The 16,228-nt window shown below is 42.5% G+C and carries 13 protein-coding genes; 4 read left to right on the top strand and 9 right to left on the bottom strand.

Going from position 1 to position 16,228, the window contains the following annotated elements; translation table 11 throughout:
- Nucleotides 1–64: 64 nt before the first annotated feature.
- The 5 genes from nqrE to I3249_RS11055 are packed head-to-tail and all read right to left on the bottom strand — an operon-like array spanning nucleotide 65 to nucleotide 4,822.
- Complete coding sequence (nqrE, locus tag I3249_RS11035) at nucleotides 65–673, bottom strand: NADH:ubiquinone reductase (Na(+)-transporting) subunit E (protein WP_011281361.1); 609 nt, start codon at nucleotides 671–673, stop codon at nucleotides 65–67.
- Nucleotides 673–1,344 (bottom strand): NADH:ubiquinone reductase (Na(+)-transporting) subunit D, encoded by a 672-nt coding sequence (locus I3249_RS11040; RefSeq protein WP_057762168.1) that lies wholly within the window; start codon nucleotides 1,342–1,344, stop codon nucleotides 673–675. The genes nqrE and I3249_RS11040 overlap by 1 nt, the downstream gene beginning before the upstream one ends.
- Nucleotide 1,345: 1 nt before the next feature.
- The gene (locus I3249_RS11045; RefSeq protein WP_057762167.1) at nucleotides 1,346–2,248 is read right to left on the bottom strand and encodes a Na(+)-translocating NADH-quinone reductase subunit C; all 903 of its coding nucleotides are present in this window, start codon (nucleotides 2,246–2,248) and stop codon (nucleotides 1,346–1,348) included.
- Nucleotides 2,229–3,464, bottom strand: coding sequence for an NADH:ubiquinone reductase (Na(+)-transporting) subunit B (locus tag I3249_RS11050; RefSeq protein ID WP_057762164.1), 1,236 nt, complete (start codon nucleotides 3,462–3,464; stop codon nucleotides 2,229–2,231). Before I3249_RS11050 ends, I3249_RS11045 begins: the two co-directional genes overlap by 20 nt.
- Nucleotides 3,465–3,469: 5 nt before the next feature.
- Nucleotides 3,470–4,822: a Na(+)-translocating NADH-quinone reductase subunit A gene (locus I3249_RS11055; RefSeq protein WP_238069994.1), complete on the bottom strand. Its 1,353-nt coding sequence runs from the start codon at nucleotides 4,820–4,822 to the stop codon at nucleotides 3,470–3,472.
- A 1,096-nt stretch (nucleotides 4,823–5,918) separates the two neighbouring features.
- Here I3249_RS11055 and hisA point away from each other — a divergent pair.
- The 3 genes from hisA (at nucleotide 5,919) to I3249_RS11070 (ending at nucleotide 8,782) form a co-directional block, all read left to right on the top strand.
- Nucleotides 5,919–6,656 (top strand): 1-(5-phosphoribosyl)-5-[(5-phosphoribosylamino)methylideneamino]imidazole-4-carboxamide isomerase, encoded by a 738-nt coding sequence (gene hisA / locus I3249_RS11060; RefSeq protein WP_102091064.1) that lies wholly within the window; start codon nucleotides 5,919–5,921, stop codon nucleotides 6,654–6,656.
- 89 nt (nucleotides 6,657–6,745) lie between these two features.
- A complete protein-coding gene (locus I3249_RS11065) occupies nucleotides 6,746–8,419 on the top strand; it encodes a mechanosensitive ion channel family protein (protein ID WP_238069995.1) in 1,674 nt (557 codons plus the stop codon).
- Nucleotides 8,420–8,500: 81 nt separating this feature from the next.
- The gene (locus I3249_RS11070; RefSeq protein ID WP_102094880.1) at nucleotides 8,501–8,782 is read left to right on the top strand and encodes a hypothetical protein; all 282 of its coding nucleotides are present in this window, start codon (nucleotides 8,501–8,503) and stop codon (nucleotides 8,780–8,782) included.
- A 117-nt stretch (nucleotides 8,783–8,899) separates the two neighbouring features.
- Here the strand turns inward: I3249_RS11070 and rnr are convergent, their stop codons facing one another.
- From rnr to thrS, 4 genes are all read right to left on the bottom strand, one after another.
- Nucleotides 8,900–11,176 carry a ribonuclease R gene (gene rnr / locus I3249_RS11075; RefSeq protein WP_238069996.1) on the bottom strand — a complete coding sequence of 759 codons (2,277 nt, stop codon included), beginning with the start codon at nucleotides 11,174–11,176 and terminating at the stop codon, nucleotides 8,900–8,902.
- A gap of 139 nt (nucleotides 11,177–11,315) precedes the next feature.
- On the bottom strand, nucleotides 11,316–12,560 hold the full coding sequence (locus I3249_RS11080; protein ID WP_134292655.1) for a toxic anion resistance protein: 1,245 nt from the start codon (nucleotides 12,558–12,560) through the stop codon (nucleotides 11,316–11,318).
- A gap of 406 nt (nucleotides 12,561–12,966) precedes the next feature.
- The gene (infC, locus tag I3249_RS11085) at nucleotides 12,967–13,470 is read right to left on the bottom strand and encodes a translation initiation factor IF-3 (RefSeq protein ID WP_057762155.1); all 504 of its coding nucleotides are present in this window, start codon (nucleotides 13,468–13,470) and stop codon (nucleotides 12,967–12,969) included.
- Nucleotides 13,471–13,493: 23 nt separating this feature from the next.
- Nucleotides 13,494–15,428, bottom strand: a complete 1,935-nt coding sequence (thrS, locus tag I3249_RS11090; RefSeq protein WP_238069997.1) for a threonine--tRNA ligase — start codon at nucleotides 15,426–15,428, stop codon at nucleotides 13,494–13,496.
- Between the two features lie 536 nt (nucleotides 15,429–15,964).
- On the opposite strand from thrS, the gene I3249_RS11095 reads away from it, so the two are divergent.
- Nucleotides 15,965–16,195, top strand: a complete 231-nt coding sequence (locus I3249_RS11095) for a hypothetical protein (protein WP_238069998.1) — start codon at nucleotides 15,965–15,967, stop codon at nucleotides 16,193–16,195.
- Nucleotides 16,196–16,228: the final 33 nt, after the last annotated feature.

A 16,228-nucleotide genomic window follows, 5' to 3' on the forward strand; every position in this document is an offset into this window, starting at 1 on the left:
AACCTCTACCGAATAAATGAATTAAATAAGTCAAATAGCTAATGAAAGCTTTGAGCTTAGCGGTTTAGATGGACATACCACCGAACGACATAAAGCCGAGCGACATAAGACCAACCGTGATAAAAGTAATACCAAGACCACGTAGCGGTGCTGGAATATCTGAGTATTTTAGCTTTTCACGGATACCCGCCAATGCTGTAATAGCAAGTGCCCAACCGAAGCCTGCACCCACACCATAGACAACAGATTCACCAAAGTTATAGTCACGCTCAACCATAAATAATACACCACCTAAGATGGCACAGTTTACGGTGATTAGTGGTAAGAATACCCCAAGCGCGTTATATAGACTCGGTACAAACTTGTCCAAGAACATCTCTAGGATCTGTACGGTGGCTGCAATCAAACCGATATAACTTAGCAATCCTAAGAAGCTCAAGTCGATATCAGGGAAACCTGCCCATGCCAGCGCACCATCTTTTAGGATGAACTGGAATAGTAAATTATTTAGTGGAACGGTAATTGCCATCACGACAACAACCGCAACACCTAGACCAATCGCTGTAGAGACTTTTTTGGATACGGCCAAAAAAGTACACATGCCTAAAAAGTAGGCAAGCGCCATGTTCTCAATAAAGACTGAGGTTATAAATAAACTAACATAATGTCCCATTAGTGACCGCCTCCATGTGCCATGCCTTTAGACTGCGGCTTCATTACAAACTCAGCTTCTTCAACTTGTTCTGGTTTCCAGATACGGACAACAGCGATGAACAAACCAATGATAAAGAACGCTGATGGTGGTAACAGTAATAGACCGTTTGGTATGTACCAACCGCCATCAGTGACTGGCTGTAGAATCGTAATACCGAACCAAGTACCAGCACCTAATAGCTCACGGATAGTTGCGACGAATAGCAATACTGCTGAGTAACCAAGACCGTTACCAATACCATCTAAAAAGCTTGGGATTGGTGGGTTGCTCATCGCAAATGCTTCAGCACGGCCCATCACGATACAGTTAGTGATAATCAGACCAACGAAAACTGACAAACCTTTACTGACGTCATAAGCCACTGCTTTTAGTACCTGATCAACCAAGATAACCAACGAAGCAATAATCGTCATCTGTACGATGATACGAATGCTTGATGGAATCTGCTTACGGATGATTGAGATAAAGAAGCTTGAAAATGCCGTTACCAAGGTCAATGCCACACACATGACCATAGCGTTAGCCATGCTGGTGGTGACAGCCAATGCCGAACAGATACCAAGGATCTGTAGGGCAATAGGGTTATTATCAAAGATAGGCGTGGTTAAAATGCTTTTAGTGTCAGCCATGTTATGCCTCCTTGCCGTTTGCTACTGGTAGCTTGGCTGCCAATTCGGTTTTAGGTTGAGCTGCCGGCTTTGATTGATTTGCTTGCGTGTCTGCACCTTCAACCGTTTGGCCGCTCTTTTCGCGTAGCGTATCTAGATAAGGCTTATAACCTTGCTCACCTAACCAAAACTGAATCATATTGCTGACGCCGCGGCTAGTCAATGTCGCACCGCTGATGCCATCAACCCAGTTTTCTTTTGGGTTACCAGCTTTGGTTACACCAGTGGCAACGTTACCATTCTCGTCATAAGACTCGATACCGCTCCACTTTGCACGCCATTCTGGCTCTTCGATACGAGCGCCAAGACCTGGGGTTTCTTTATGCTCGTAGAAACTGATACCTTTGATGGTATTCATATCACTTTCGAGCGTTAAGAAACCATAGATAGTGCCCCATAGACCGTAGCCCTGAATTGGCAATACAACCGTTTCTGGCTGACCGGCGTCATCATTTTTGACATAGACCTTGGCATATTTTGGCTTACGACCAATACCAGCAGGATCGTTGTCACCCAAGTCTTCACTTAGAGCTTGGTTTTTTGTCGCTTGACTGGCGTCATAAGCATTACGATCAGGGATGCCAGCAGTTTTTAGCGCGTCGTCATCGAGATAAGTACCTTCGTTTAAATCAATGATTTTGACTTCAAAATCTTTAAAACGTTCGGCGACATCATCTGCTGTATCAGACTCAGCGTCATACATATCAGCCGCAACTAAGATGTTTTTGTTGCGGTCTAAACGAGCATTTTCAACTTGCGCAGGCTTTAGACCAACAGCCACTGCTGAGACCAACACTGAACACACCAAGCATAGCGTCAAAGCCACACTGATGGTTTTCGCGTTATTACTTTTGGGCTTGGACATAGCGAACCCTCCGAGCGGTTTGGCGTTTGATATTTGCTTGAGTCACAAAGTAATCAAACAATGGAGCAAATAAGTTGGCGAATAGAATGGCCAGCATGATGCCTTCTGGGAAAGCAGGGTTGATGACGCGAATCAATACGGTCATAAAACCAATCAAGATACCGTAAGCCCAGCGGCCTTTGTTTGTATGTGCAGCTGATACTGGATCGGTTGCCATAAATACAGCACCGAAAGCAAAGCCACCGATAACTAAGTGCCAGTAGAACGGCAAGCTCATCATCATGTTGTCTTCAGAGCCAATCATGTTGAACACAAGAGACGTCGCAATCAAACCGACCACACAACCTGCCATAATGCGCCAAGAAGCAATACGCGTCCATAGCAACACTGCCGCACCCATTAGGATGGCTAGTGTCGATACTTCACCGATACTGCCTTGCATGTTGCCTAAGAATGCATCGCTCCACGTGATGGCATTACCATAGACGTCGACGAAGTCCTGAGGAACCACACCAAGGGCTGCAAGGCCAAGAGGCGTCGCGCCTGAGAAACCATCTACTGCCGTCCATACTGAGTCACCAGACATATAGGCTGGATAAGCAAAGTATAAGAATGCACGACCCGATAGGGCAGGGTTAAGGAAGTTTTTACCAGTACCACCGAACACTTCTTTTGCGACGACTACACCGAAGATAATACCTAGGGCAACTTGCCATAAAGGAATATCAGGTGGTAGACATAATGCAAATAGAACCGAAGTCACAAAGAAACCTTCGTTGACTTCGTGTCCACGGACGACAGCAAAGATAATCTCACAGAGAATACCTACCGCAAACGTCACGATATAAATAGGCAAAAACTGCATCGCACCATAGACGAAACTTGCCCAGATACTGTCTGGGTTATAGCCTGCCATGCTAGTGATCACAGTACGCCAGCCTTCAGGCTGTAAGCCAAGCTGAGCGATAGCGGTTAGTGCTTGATGACCAATGTTGTACATACCCCAAAACATTGCTGGGAACGTACATAGCCATACGGTAATCATAATACGTTTTAGGTCAATCCCGTCACGTACATGCGATGAGGCATAAGTGGTTGAGCTTGGTTGACGTAAGAACGTATCAAACATCTCAAAAATAGCGTAGTACTTTTCGTGTTTGCCGCCTTTGGTGAAAGATGGCTCCATACGATCGAACATATTGTGTAAAAATTTCATCGTGGTTAGCCCTCCAGCTCAATGCGCGTTAAGTTATCACGCAAAATATCACCGAATTCATATTTGCCAGGAGATACAAAGGTGCATAGTGCCAAATCTTCTTCGTCCAGTTCAAGCACGCCTAAATCTACGGCGCTAATGATGTCTTCGACGATCAATGCACGTAGTAATTGAGTTGGTAGGTAATCTTGTGGCATGACTTCTTCATAGACACCGATTGGTACCATCGCTCGAGGTGAGCCGTTACTTGTCGTAGTAAAGTCGTACTTTTTGCCACCAAAGAACTGCGAAATATAGATAGGCAGTTTTGAGAAGCGGTTTTTACCTGGAGTAAAGAAGTGGAACGCAGGACGCTCACGGCCTTCAGTCAATACGCTGATCTGATTGTGAAAACGACCCAGATAGGCGATGTTTTCAAACACTTTGCGACCGGACAATACTGAACCTGAAATGATACGGTTCTCGCCAGCAGCCAGTTTACCTTTGGTTAATGCAGTAATATCAGCACCACGCTCAGTCATAACCAAATGCGGGTTAGTGACAGCAGGTCCTGCTAAGCTCACCATGCGGCGCGTATATAGACGACCTGTTGTAAACAATTTACCGATGGCAATCACGTCTTGATAACCAATCGTCCATACGGTCACACCGCGGCTGATAGGATGCAAAAAGTGAATGTGCGTACCAGCAAGACCAGCTGGATGCTTACCAGCAAAACCATGATACTCAGTGACGTTATTCGCTGCAGTTTTTGCAACTGGCGTCAGTTGAGTATCGCCATGATGGCAGACAAAGGTCTTTGGACTAAGCGTAGATAATACAGCAAGTCCATCATTGAACGCTTGTAGCTGCTCATTGATCACAAGCATCGGGTCAAAGGCAAGTGGATTGGTATCCATTGCTGTGACAAAGATGGCATGTGGACGAGCGCCGATTTCGGGTGCGCGGCTATAAGGACGTGTACGGAACGCGGTCCATTCGCCAGAGGCAATCAGTTGGGTTTCAACGACTTCAGAGTCTAGGTCAGCAAGCTGCTGTGAGTCATAGCGCTCAAAGTCTACTTCTTCACCATTTGGGTCGACCGCAATCACAAGACTCTCAAACACTCGACGTTCGCCACGTTTAACAGCGACGACCTTACCGGCAGCAGGGGCAGTGTAGATCACGCCAACACGTTTTTTGTCTTCAAAAACGGGCTGACCTTTGGCTACAATGTCACCTTCTTTGACATTCATAGTGGGCTTCATGCCCACATAATCATAGCCAACAAGTGCTACATGTGTCGGTTGGTGCTCAGATATCTCGCGGGAGGGTTCACCAGTGATGGGCAAATCCAAACCTTTTTTGATGGTAATCATAAGCGAAAACTTAGTCCATAGTCTAAAACGATACCAGACGTCCTGTTTGGTATATCGGTAGCATGAACATTTATATCACTCAATAAAGCCTTCAATCGTCTATTTCCTTTATAGTGAAATAGGGATGAAAGCTCTGTGAAGACAATACATGATCATAACTACTAGTAAGAGTATTAACGCTGACCTTAGACTCCTTAACAACACGTTAATGTCTTATTCGAATTACCAAAGTGGCGACTGGCTACCAAGGTGTATGCTAAAACCGTTTCATCGAAATCAATCGCTACAGCGCATGGCTAAAAGAGACTGGTTTAAATACAAATGGCTTTATCACACGTTTCATTGAAATTTAAAACTTGTAACACCAGTATGTTTGACCATCTCTCGCTCACTAATACCGTCTAAAAGTATTCGATAGAGTAAGAGTGTGGCCAAATAACGATCTATTAAGGTAGATGATATACTGGTTAAAAGACAAACTAGCTAAGCAACTGATAAGCAAACCTCACTTATTATAAGCTGCTATAGTTTTAATCGTAACGGTTTTAATATAGTTAGCTAGTGATAGGGACTTGCAAGACATCTAATTAAGGTTAAATACCGCAGAATCGATGGTTTAGAGACTATTGGTTGAGATTTTTTCAGATAGTCCTTTTTAGCAATTTCTTGGCCAATATTTTATTGGCGTATTGAGCGATTGCTCGATCCATCCTGATCACCATGCTGTATTAGTGAGTTGTAACAACTCAACAAAAAGCGTAACACATGGTTACTATCACATAGAAACAAATAAAAATTTACCTAGGATTATACGCTAAATTGACCTAAAATTGCCAGTCAGTAATAGAATTTAACGATTGTTGGTAGTGATTCTACGTACTAAAACTTATGGTTATGATTGTCTAGTTTCTGTCTTTCTTATTTGTATTCAAACAGATTGCTAACTTAGCGATGTCTTGGTTTTCGATCTGTCCATAATTTATGCTACTTTTAAGCAGCGTTTTCTCTCGTTATTTGACGCTTCGATAACGTTTCATTCTCAAAATTTTAATTTACTAAATTTATTGCCAATCTTGTGCTTTATAAGGAATGCTATATGTGTGCTGTGCCTGTCATTATCCCGGCTATTGATTTAAAAGATGGTAAGTGTGTACGTTTAAAACAAGGCCGTATGGAAGATGATACGGTGTTCTCTGATGACCCAGTTGCCATGGCAGCGCGTTGGGTAGATGAAGGCGCTCGTCGCTTGCATTTGGTCGATTTGAATGGTGCTTTTGATGGCGTGCCAGTACATAGACAAGTAGTCAATGATATCACCAAAGCCTATCCGAACCTGCCTATTCAGCTAGGCGGCGGTGTACGCAACATGAACACTATCGAGCAGTATATTACCGCAGGTTTGACGTATATCATCATCGGTACAAAAGCCGTTGAAGATCCTGATTTTGTCGCGGAAGCTTGCCGCGAATTTGCAGGGCATATCATCGTCGGTATCGATGCCAAAGACGGTATGGTAGCCACTCATGGCTGGGCAAACGTGACAGATACCAAAGCGACCGAGCTTGCTAAGCGCTTTGCAGACGTCGGCGTGTCATCAATCGTTTATACTGATATCGCTCGTGATGGCATGATGCAAGGCGTTAACGTTGAACAAACTGTTAATTTGGCGCGTGAAGGCGGACTACCTGTGATTGCATCAGGTGGCGTTACCGATATGAAAGATATTGAGCTGTTAAAGCCGTATGGTGATTGTATCGAAGGTATCATCACTGGCCGCGCTATCTATGAAGGCACGCTGAACTTGAGCGAAGCACAGCTTTATTTAGATAGCTAAAAACCGCCAAAGTTAGTCAGCTAAAAACAGGCAACTAATTATCAGCAATCAGCTAAGCGAGAAAAATCCGTAAAAAATAAAGGATGCTTATGGCCACTTACATTGACCGTTCAATAATACGCAGTTCTATAAAAGCGTGGGGTCAAATGGTGTTGCTACTAAGCATCCTTTTTTCGTTTTCAGCGCATGCTGCCAGTGAAGAAATTTCTGGTATCGCAGCAGCGCTAGGCGTAGAGACGACTGAAGGTGTAGAAACGACAGAGGAAATCGTATCTAACGATAATTCCGCCACATCAGAAAATGAGACATTAACAGGTGACACTACAGAACCTGCCAGCTCATTGCCAACGCCTGCTCCACCGCCAGTAATCAGTGGCGAAAGCACTAATAATGCTCAAATTGAAACCACACCCACACCGCAAAAAGACAACGATATTCGTCAACGTATCAGCGGTATTTTCTCTGAAATCGAAGGCTTACAAGCCGTCAATATTAGTGTCACCCAAGGGGTCGTTACCCTAACGGGAGAAACAGCCAACGAAAAAAAAGCACAGCAAGCGATTAACTTAACCAACCGACTAACAGATGTCGTCACTGTAGAAGACAGAATTAACCGCACGCTAGATGTTCAAGAGAATGTTTCAACGGTCTATCAAGGTTTAAAAGCACAGGTGACTAATCTTGTGAAGGCGCTACCGCTACTATTAGTTGGCATCGTTATATTTGCCTTGGTAGCATGGTTTGGCAGTTGGTTATCTAATCGCAAAAAGATGTGGCAACGTCTAACACCCAATCCATTCGTCGCTGAGCTGTTGTCACAAACGGTCAAAGTCATCTTTATTATCTTTGGTCTTATTTTAGGACTAAGTCTAATAGGTGCAGAGACTATTTTAGGCACATTGCTTGGTGGGGCAGGTGTCATTGGTATTGCGGTTGGTTTCGCAGTCAAAGATACCATTGAGAATTATATCGCTTCACTAATGCTGAGCATTCGCCAACCTTTTCGTGCCCGTGATCATATCGTGATTAATGGGCAAGAGGGTATCGTGGTTCGCTTGACTTCACGTGCGACAATACTGATGACATTAGATGGTAATCAGCTGCGCATTCCTAATGCTGAAGTCTTTAAAGGTACCATTCTAAATTACACCAAAAACCCTGAGCGCCGATTTACTTTTGAATTGGGCGTTGATGCCAATGATGATCCATTAGCAGCAATCAAAGTCGGATTGGATGCGATACATACGCTGGCGTTTGTGTTGAATGAACCAAAGGCGATTGCGGTCATTACCAATGTGGGTGATTCTAATATTGTTTTGGAGTTTCAGGTTTGGGTAGACCAATCAGAGACTGACTTTGCCAAAGCACGCAGTATCGCCATTCGTGAGACCAAGCATGCACTAGAAGATAAAGGCTTTAGCTTACCTGAGCCTATCTATCGTCTGCGCTTTAACAATAAGTTAGAAAAAGCCTTTGAACATATGCAGAACAGTGCCAACAATACTAATAATGTTCAATCTGATATAACGATTACGCCGACGATTCCTGAATCTGCTGAAACAAATCAGGTCAGCGAGAGTCATACGGATGACCAAGATAAAAAACAAGCCAAGGCTCGAGCCAAAACCATTCTGCAAGGTCGCAGTGCTAATGATGTTCTCGATGCCCGTCCTGACGATAAGCTGATGGAAAAAGTCGAGCAAGAGATTGCTCAAAGCTCAGATGAGACGGATTTATTGAATAATAATAGTCCTCAAGAATAGGTATTAGACATTAAATAAGGTTTAGGCATAAAAAGTGCAACAGAATCTATATTTGATGGTTATTCAAATACGGGGCTTTTTATGGAAATGAAACACGTCATTATCTTTGCAGTAATTGGTATTGTGGCATTACTCGGCTTCAACATCATCAATGGCAATAGTCGCGAACAAAATAGAGAGATCGCAGCCAGTAGCGTAGCGGCTGAACAGCCTGATTCTACAGTAGCTACCTCTGATACAGATATTACTAGCCAGCCACTTAGTCAACAGCCGAAAGCTATCGTAGATAGTGCTACTAGCAAAATTGATCAAGCGCAGCAAGCCGAGCAAGACCGTGTAGAGCAATTAGACGATGCGCAATAGGCACAATAAATAGCTATATCATCTATAACTCAAAAGTACACAGCATAAAAAAGGCTAACGATTACGTTAGCCTTTTTTATTGTATTACAACACCAGTATCTAAGTATCAGTCTAAACTTAGCTTTTTTTGGCAGCACCTCTGCGGTTACTGCTTCTTTTCGCTGGGGTTTTCTTAGGCTGCTCTTTCTTCGGTTGACCTTTTTTGCTTTGGTTCATTGCACTAGATTGCAATTTAGCCTTCAAATCAAAATCAATCTGTAGCAGATCCATATTGACACCCGCAACCTTCACTTTAACTGAATCGCCAAGTCCAAATAGCGTGCCTTTATCTTTACCGATAAGCTGCTGTTGCTGCTCATCGTAGACAAAGAAGTCATCGCCAACGTTTGAGATATGAACCAAACCATCGATATATAAGTCAGTCAATGTGACGAATAGACCAAAGCTAGTAACCGTAGTCACAACGCCTTCGAACTCTTCCCCGACATGATCGGTCATATAATGACACTTGAGCCAAGACTCTACATAACGTGATGCTTTTTCTGCACGGCGTTCTGTATCTGATGTTTGTGTACCAGCGCCTTCAAGAGAAAAATCCATAACAGGTTGTTGGCTGTTGGTGACTTTTGCCTTAATCGCGCGATGCAGCATCAAATCTGGATAACGGCGAATGGGCGAGGTAAAGTGGCTATATTCGTCATATGCTAAGCCAAAGTGACCAATATTGTCAGGTGCATAGTTTGCTTGCATCATTGAACGTAGCAGCATGCTATGAATACTGATAGCATCTGGTCTATCTTTAGTCGCTTCGATAATTCGCTGATAATCCGCTTGCGTTGGATTCTCTTCTGGGAATGGTAAGCCAAAGTTTTTTGCATATTCATGAATACGCATCGACTTCTCATTATCAGGCTTATCATGGTTACGATATAAAACTGGCAGCTCATGCTTAAGCGCGAAGTTTGCCGCACAAGTATTGGCAAGCAGCATACATTCTTCGATTAGTTTCTGAGAGTCGCCACGAGTACGTGGTAAAATCGCTTCGATTCCGCCTTTCTCGTTGAACTTAATATACGTTTCAACCGTTTCAAATTCCATTGCATGACGTTCTTCACGCTTTTTAAGCAGTAGCTCATACAATTGATGTAACGTATCAACAGATTTTTTAACGTCTTTATTACCTGTCAGTGATTTAGGTAATCTCTTATCATTTGGGTTCACAAGATAATCGTTTACTTGATTATAGGTGAGACGGGCTTGTGAGTGCATCACTGACGGATAGAACTCATATCCAGTTACTTTACCGGCGCGCGATATCTTAATATCAGCAACCATACATAAGCGATCTAGATTAGGATTAAGTGAACATAGACCGTTAGATAGCACTTCAGGCAACATCGGAATCACGCGATGCGGGAAGTATACCGAAGTACCACGCTCATAGGCATCTTGATCAAGTGGTGAATTTGGTGTCACATAATAGCTGACATCCGCAATCGCAACCACAACACGGTAGTTACCACCAGAACGCTTTTCAGCAAATACAGCATCATCAAAGTCACGAGCATCTTCGCCATCGATAGTGACAAGCGGTAGATGACGTATATCTGTACGGCCTTTTATGTCTTTCTCAGTTGGCTCTTGATAGTCATCAGCTTGCTTAAGCGCAGCTTCGCTAAAATCTGATGGAATATCATAGTTGAGCAGGGTAGTCTCAATAATCAATTCACGATCATTATCGTCAGACAGCACTTCAGTGATTTTTCCAGTGGCAAATTCATGCTGGTTTGGCCAGTCAATGATATCGACTTTAACAGGAGCGCCTTGTTTGATATTTAGCGCCTGAACATTGTCATCAGTAACCGTAATCGGTTGATGATTGTTCGGGCTACCAAGCTCGACACAATAGCCGTCTTCATCACGAGCAAGTGTACCGATAAAGTTGTTTTGGCGACGTTCGACAACATCGACGATACGCCCTTCGGTACGTCCACGATTGTCTGTCGAAGTGCCGACAGCTGCTACCGTGTCGCCATTGAATACCCAGCGCATTTGTTTTTCATGTAAAAACAAATCTGGCATATCACTTAGCACCACAAATCCAAAACCTTTTGGATGGGCAGAGACTGTACCTGAGACGATATCTTGCTTGGTCACCGTACGATAGCGATAAGGACGACCATCACGATTTACTTGTCCATCACGCGCCATTGCTTTTAGGCGATTGCCCAAAGCATCAAACTGATCAGGGTCATCAATGTTAAAGGCTTTTGCCAATTGTTGATGCGTAACTTCCCCATGCTCATTAATCGTGCTGAGTATCAGCTCACGACTAGGAATCGGGTTGTCATATTTTTTTGCCTCACTTGAGGCGTTTGGATCATTCCAACTCATAAATTACCGTATCTATTTTTAAAATTATTAATAGTGGCTATCTTAACACGAACGACGTTGCAATATCTTGCGTCAATTGTCTTATGTGTATTCGGTAGCAGGAAGCGATCAGTTTTCTGACGACCGCTATAGGGATAAATCAGATATCTATGTCGACACTGCTAGATTGGTTAGTGATCTTTTTACTATCCAACTCTTTTGAGACTTCTAATACCGTAGTCTGATTCGATTTATCCAAGTATTTTTGTGCTTTATCTACTTCAGTGGTCAGTGTATTGACCGTTTGCTTCATATTCTCTAGCGCTTCAATTTTGTAATTACTAATCATATCCATAGTGTCATAGACATTATTGAAAGCATTTTGCAGTTTATCAAGCTCAATACTACTGCTAGTCGCCTGCTCATGGATTTCACCTGACTGACGTTTGAGCATCGCTGAAGTTGATTCAATCAAACTACTGGTCGTTTTATTCAAGGCAGTGATTTGATCCAATACCAATTTTTGATTGGTCATTGCTTGGGCAACAACAACAGCCGTGCGTAAAGCTGACACTGTGGTCGTGGTTGCGCGATCGACACCTTTGATCAGCTCTAGGTTATTACGGCGAATAGTATCAAGCGCCAAGTAACCTTGTACATTCACGGCTAACTGAGTTAGAAAGTCAGTGTTTTTTTGACGGACATAGAACAACATCTCTTCTTTAATAATGCGCGCTTTTTCAGGATCTGTTGCTTCTATCGCATAGACCTTTTGCTCAAGTTGCTCATCGATCTTTTTGCCAACGTAGACATACTGGCGAATAGACTGCATCAGCTCCCACATATTGACTTTTTCTTGCTCAATCATCGCATTATCTTTGAGCAATTCGTCTTTACCATTATAGAGACTAGTCACAACGGCATTGATGTGCGACTGCGCTGACTCATACTGACGAAAATAATCTTGTACTTTATTACCGAACGGAATGAGACCGAACAGCTTGCGTGAGCTGGTCAGCTCTTTTTTGCTCGGATCTAAGTCTTCGACAATCCCGCGTAGTTCCGTTAGCGATTTAGCAATAGGAGAGTTGTCGAATAAACTGTCATTAAGACTTTTTGCGGGCAAATCTAGCATTCGATTAGAGACTTGTGCAGATTCACGAATCTCTTTGGTACCTAGATTATGAATAGACTGCACATTCTGTCGAAACTCATCGCTATGCACAGAGTTGGTCAGCACATGATCAACAAAAGCATCAACCTTGGCATCGAGCTCAGGAATTTGGCTTTCATCCAATTTGACCATCTGATCTGCTTCACTTTTCTGTATTTCTTTGACAGGTTCAGGCGCTGTTAGAGAGATACTAGGAGTTGTAGCGTTTTCTGGTGGTGTCAATTCTTGCATGAAATATCCTCTGATATCGGAGAAGGGAAGTGTTTTTTGGCAACGACTCTGACAGCCGTGATATACATTGTTTTTATTTATACACTTAGCTTTTGTACACTTATAAATTGTTTTTAGCTCATACTGATTTTGATCAAATGATCACTAGTTACTGCTAAATACTGAATAGTAAATATAACTAGATCTTTAGATTACCTTGTAATCATAAAATTGAGAAGGTAGGTTTTGTAAAATAGCGTCAGTCAATGATGCTAGGCTATTTATGTTCAATATAGCTATTTTCATTACAGCAGTTTTTGAGTCCAAATAATAAAAAACCATCAATATCCCGCAGCATATTGATGGTTAGAGTTATAAATAGCTATATAGACTAACAGCCACCACTCAAAGCAATCCAATAGACAGATTACTTTTTCTTAGTGGGTCCAAGCAGCATACCCATCTGACGACCTTCCATCTTAGGGTACTGTTCGACGTTTGAGATATCAGCAGTATCTTCAATGATACGATCAAGTTGTTTGCGACCGATATCTTGGTGCGCCATTTCACGTCCGCGGAAACGGATGCTAATTTTAACTTTATCTTGATCTTCCAAAAAGCTCACGATTTTTCTCAGTTTAACCTGATAATCGGCCTCTTCGGTACTAGGACGTAGCTTCATCTCTTTAAGCTGAGTCTGCTTTTGGTTTTTCTTAGCTTCTTTAGCCTTTTGCTTTTGATCATAGAGGAAATGCTTATAATCCATGATCTTACATACTGGCGGCTTAGCTTCAGGAACTAATTCGACCAAATCTAGATTTTCATCACGTGCCGCTTTCATCGCGGTTGCGATATCAACCACGCCCATTTGCTCGCCATCTTCTTTAACGAGACGGACTTCTTTGACATTGATATCTTCGTTGATGTTCAAACGGTTGGACTGTTTAATAGGTATTACTCCTCATCTGTTTTTGGGGTCTGTCGGCCTTTTTTACTGACAGCGGTCTGTACTAATGTAATAAATTCAGAAACACTCATCACGCCAAGGTTCTCACCTTCGCGAGTTCGGACGTTGACACTGCCCGATTCGACTTCTTTATCCCCTAATACTAGCATATAGGGAATACGTTCTAATGTTTTCTCTCGTATCTTAAATCCAATCTTTTCGTTACGCAAGTCGCTAATAGCGCGCAAACCTGCATTTTTGAGCTCGCTAACCACGTTTTCACATGCATCAGCTTGTTTATCAGTGATGTTCATGACCACAACTTGCTGCGGTGCTAGCCACACTGGCATCCAACCAGCATAGTTTTCGATCAAAATACCGATGAAACGCTCGAACGAACCTAAGATTGCACGGTGCAACATAATAGGTACTTCACGATCGTTCTGTTCATTGACGAATTCTGCATCGAGACGCTCAGGCATGTTTGGATCAACCTGAATAGTACCGCACTGCCAAATACGTCCTAATGAATCCTTTAGACTGAACTCAATCTTTGGACCATAGAATGCACCTTCGCCAGGTAAGTAATCCCAGTCTAGCCCTGAGCTATCAAGCGCATCTGCTAGCGCTTTTTCTGCAAAGTCCCAAGACTCATCACTACCAACACGTTTTTCAGGACGGGTAGACAGTTTCATAATAATATTGTCAAAGCCAAAATCTTCATAGACGGCAAGCGTTAGCTTAATAAAATCAGCAACTTCTTGTTGAATCTGTGCCTGCGTACAGAAGATATGCGCGTCATCTTGAGTAAAGCCACGCACACGCATCAGACCATGTAATGAACCTGACGGCTCATTACGATGACAAGAACCAAATTCAGCCATACGCAGTGGTAAGTCACGATAAGACTTTAAACCTTGATTAAACACTTGCACATGACAAGGGCAGTTCATCGGTTTTACTGCATAATCACGGTTTTCGCTAGAAGTCGTGAACATATTGGTTGCATAGTTGCCCCAATGTCCTGAACGCTCCCACAAGCTGCGATCAACGATTTGAGGTGTCTTAATCTCTTCGTAGCCGTTATCGTATTGTACTTTGCGCATATATTGCTCAAGTACTTGATAAATCGTCCAACCATTAGCATGCCAGAACACCATACCTGGCGCTTGCTCTTGCATATGAAATAGGTTCAGCGCTTTACCGATTTTACGATGGTCACGTTTTTCTGCTTCTTCAATACGCTGGATATAAGCTTTTAGCTGTTTCTTATCAGCCCACGCAGTACCATAGATACGCTGTAACTGCTCGTTTTTTGCGTCGCCGCGCCAGTAAGCACCTGACATTTTGGTCAGTTTAAATACTTTCAAAAAGCGAGTGTTTGGCACATGCGGGCCACGGCACATATCGACGTATTCTTGATGATGATACAAGCCAAACGCTTCTTCACCTGGCATATCATTGATAAGCTTTAGCTTATAGTCTTCGTTACGTGATTCAAATATCTCAATCGCTTCGGCACGTGGCGTCATTTTTTTGATAACGTCATAATCTTGCTTGATCAGCTCCATCATGCGTTTTTCAATCGCTTCCATATGCTCAGGCGTAAACGGCGTTTCACTAAAGATATCGTAATAAAAACCATCATCAATGACAGGACCAATGACCATTTTCACATCAGGATATAACTGCTTAACAGCATGACCTAATAGATGAGCACATGAGTGACGGATAATATCGACACCGTCGTCGTCTTTTGGCGTTACGATTTCAACATTGGCATCAGCGACGATAGGATCATGAGCGTCTACCAGATGACCATTTACACGTCCAGCAACCGTCGCTTTAGCGAGTCCTGTCCCAATACTTTGTGCCACCTCCATGACTGTTGTATGACCGTCAAAGTCTTTTACACTACCATCGGGTAAAGTAATCGCTACCATAATCTATTCGCCTATTATTGGGTCCGTTGGCAGTGATGATTGCAACCATCAATCATATAACCGTGAGACCACATCAATTATATCTAATCATCGTGATATGTTGTGAAAGGGACGCATTACCTAGAGTCTTACTATGACTATATATGTTGGGGCTGATGTAAGGCTTAAAGCCAGTTAATCAATAGCCTTGCAACAAAATGCATTTCGCTATATGAATAATACAACAGCCAACATATATAAGTAATGCAGCAAAATACCTATTATAGCAAAAACCGTCTCTCAACACTAGATATCAAGGGATTGCGTGGCGACTAATATAAGAGCCATATCTTATGATAAAGGTAGTATCAAATACTGCACTATATAGAACAATACATTGAAAGCATCATATGACCCCAGATAACTTAGCTCCTATATAGTGCTATTTATATGAATATCAACATTGAGAAATATGAGAGGTAATTTGTTTAAGGAAAATACTCAAGAATGAGAGGGTAAATAAGTCCAGTTATGAAGATCAAACAAGCTTATCTTTAATGGAAAGTTATGAAGATCAAACAAGCTTATCTTTAATGGAAACTGGTGAATTAAATCGTATTGCACGCCAGTATTTAAGAAATAAAGAATATCAATTCTATAACCCATTGAAAGAAATGCAGATTTCTTTATCTATTAAAATAAGATTAAAAACATTAATAAAACGGGTTGACACAAAAGTTAAACCGTCTATAATACGCACCTCATCAAGACGAGCTGGAAGTAGCTAGTGTGTGATTACACACTGATAACCCAGTTAACTT

The sequence above is a fragment of the Psychrobacter sp. Ps1 genome, from assembly GCF_022129425.1.
Taxonomy (GTDB): Bacteria; Pseudomonadota; Gammaproteobacteria; order Pseudomonadales; family Moraxellaceae; genus Psychrobacter.

Excerpts from the sequence above, each read along its gene's own strand:
- I3249_RS11050 (WP_057762164.1), bottom strand. The coding sequence starts at position 3,464 with ATGAAATTTTTACACAATATGTTCGATCGTATGGAGCCATCTTTCACC.
- thrS (WP_238069997.1), bottom strand. The coding sequence starts at position 15,428 with ATGGTAGCGATTACTTTACCCGATGGTAGTGTAAAAGACTTTGACGGT.
- I3249_RS11055 (WP_238069994.1), bottom strand. The coding sequence starts at position 4,822 with ATGATTACCATCAAAAAAGGTTTGGATTTGCCCATCACTGGTGAACCC.
- I3249_RS11080 (WP_134292655.1), bottom strand. The coding sequence starts at position 12,560 with ATGCAAGAATTGACACCACCAGAAAACGCTACAACTCCTAGTATCTCT.
- I3249_RS11045 (WP_057762167.1), bottom strand. The coding sequence starts at position 2,248 with ATGTCCAAGCCCAAAAGTAATAACGCGAAAACCATCAGTGTGGCTTTG.
- nqrE (WP_011281361.1), bottom strand. The coding sequence starts at position 673 with ATGGGACATTATGTTAGTTTATTTATAACCTCAGTCTTTATTGAGAAC.
- I3249_RS11065 (WP_238069995.1), top strand. The coding sequence starts at position 6,746 with ATGGCCACTTACATTGACCGTTCAATAATACGCAGTTCTATAAAAGCG.
- rnr (WP_238069996.1), bottom strand. The coding sequence starts at position 11,176 with ATGAGTTGGAATGATCCAAACGCCTCAAGTGAGGCAAAAAAATATGAC.
- I3249_RS11070 (WP_102094880.1), top strand. The coding sequence starts at position 8,501 with ATGGAAATGAAACACGTCATTATCTTTGCAGTAATTGGTATTGTGGCA.
- I3249_RS11040 (WP_057762168.1), bottom strand. The coding sequence starts at position 1,344 with ATGGCTGACACTAAAAGCATTTTAACCACGCCTATCTTTGATAATAAC.
- hisA (WP_102091064.1), top strand. The coding sequence starts at position 5,919 with ATGTGTGCTGTGCCTGTCATTATCCCGGCTATTGATTTAAAAGATGGT.
- I3249_RS11095 (WP_238069998.1), top strand. The coding sequence starts at position 15,965 with ATGGAAAGTTATGAAGATCAAACAAGCTTATCTTTAATGGAAACTGGT.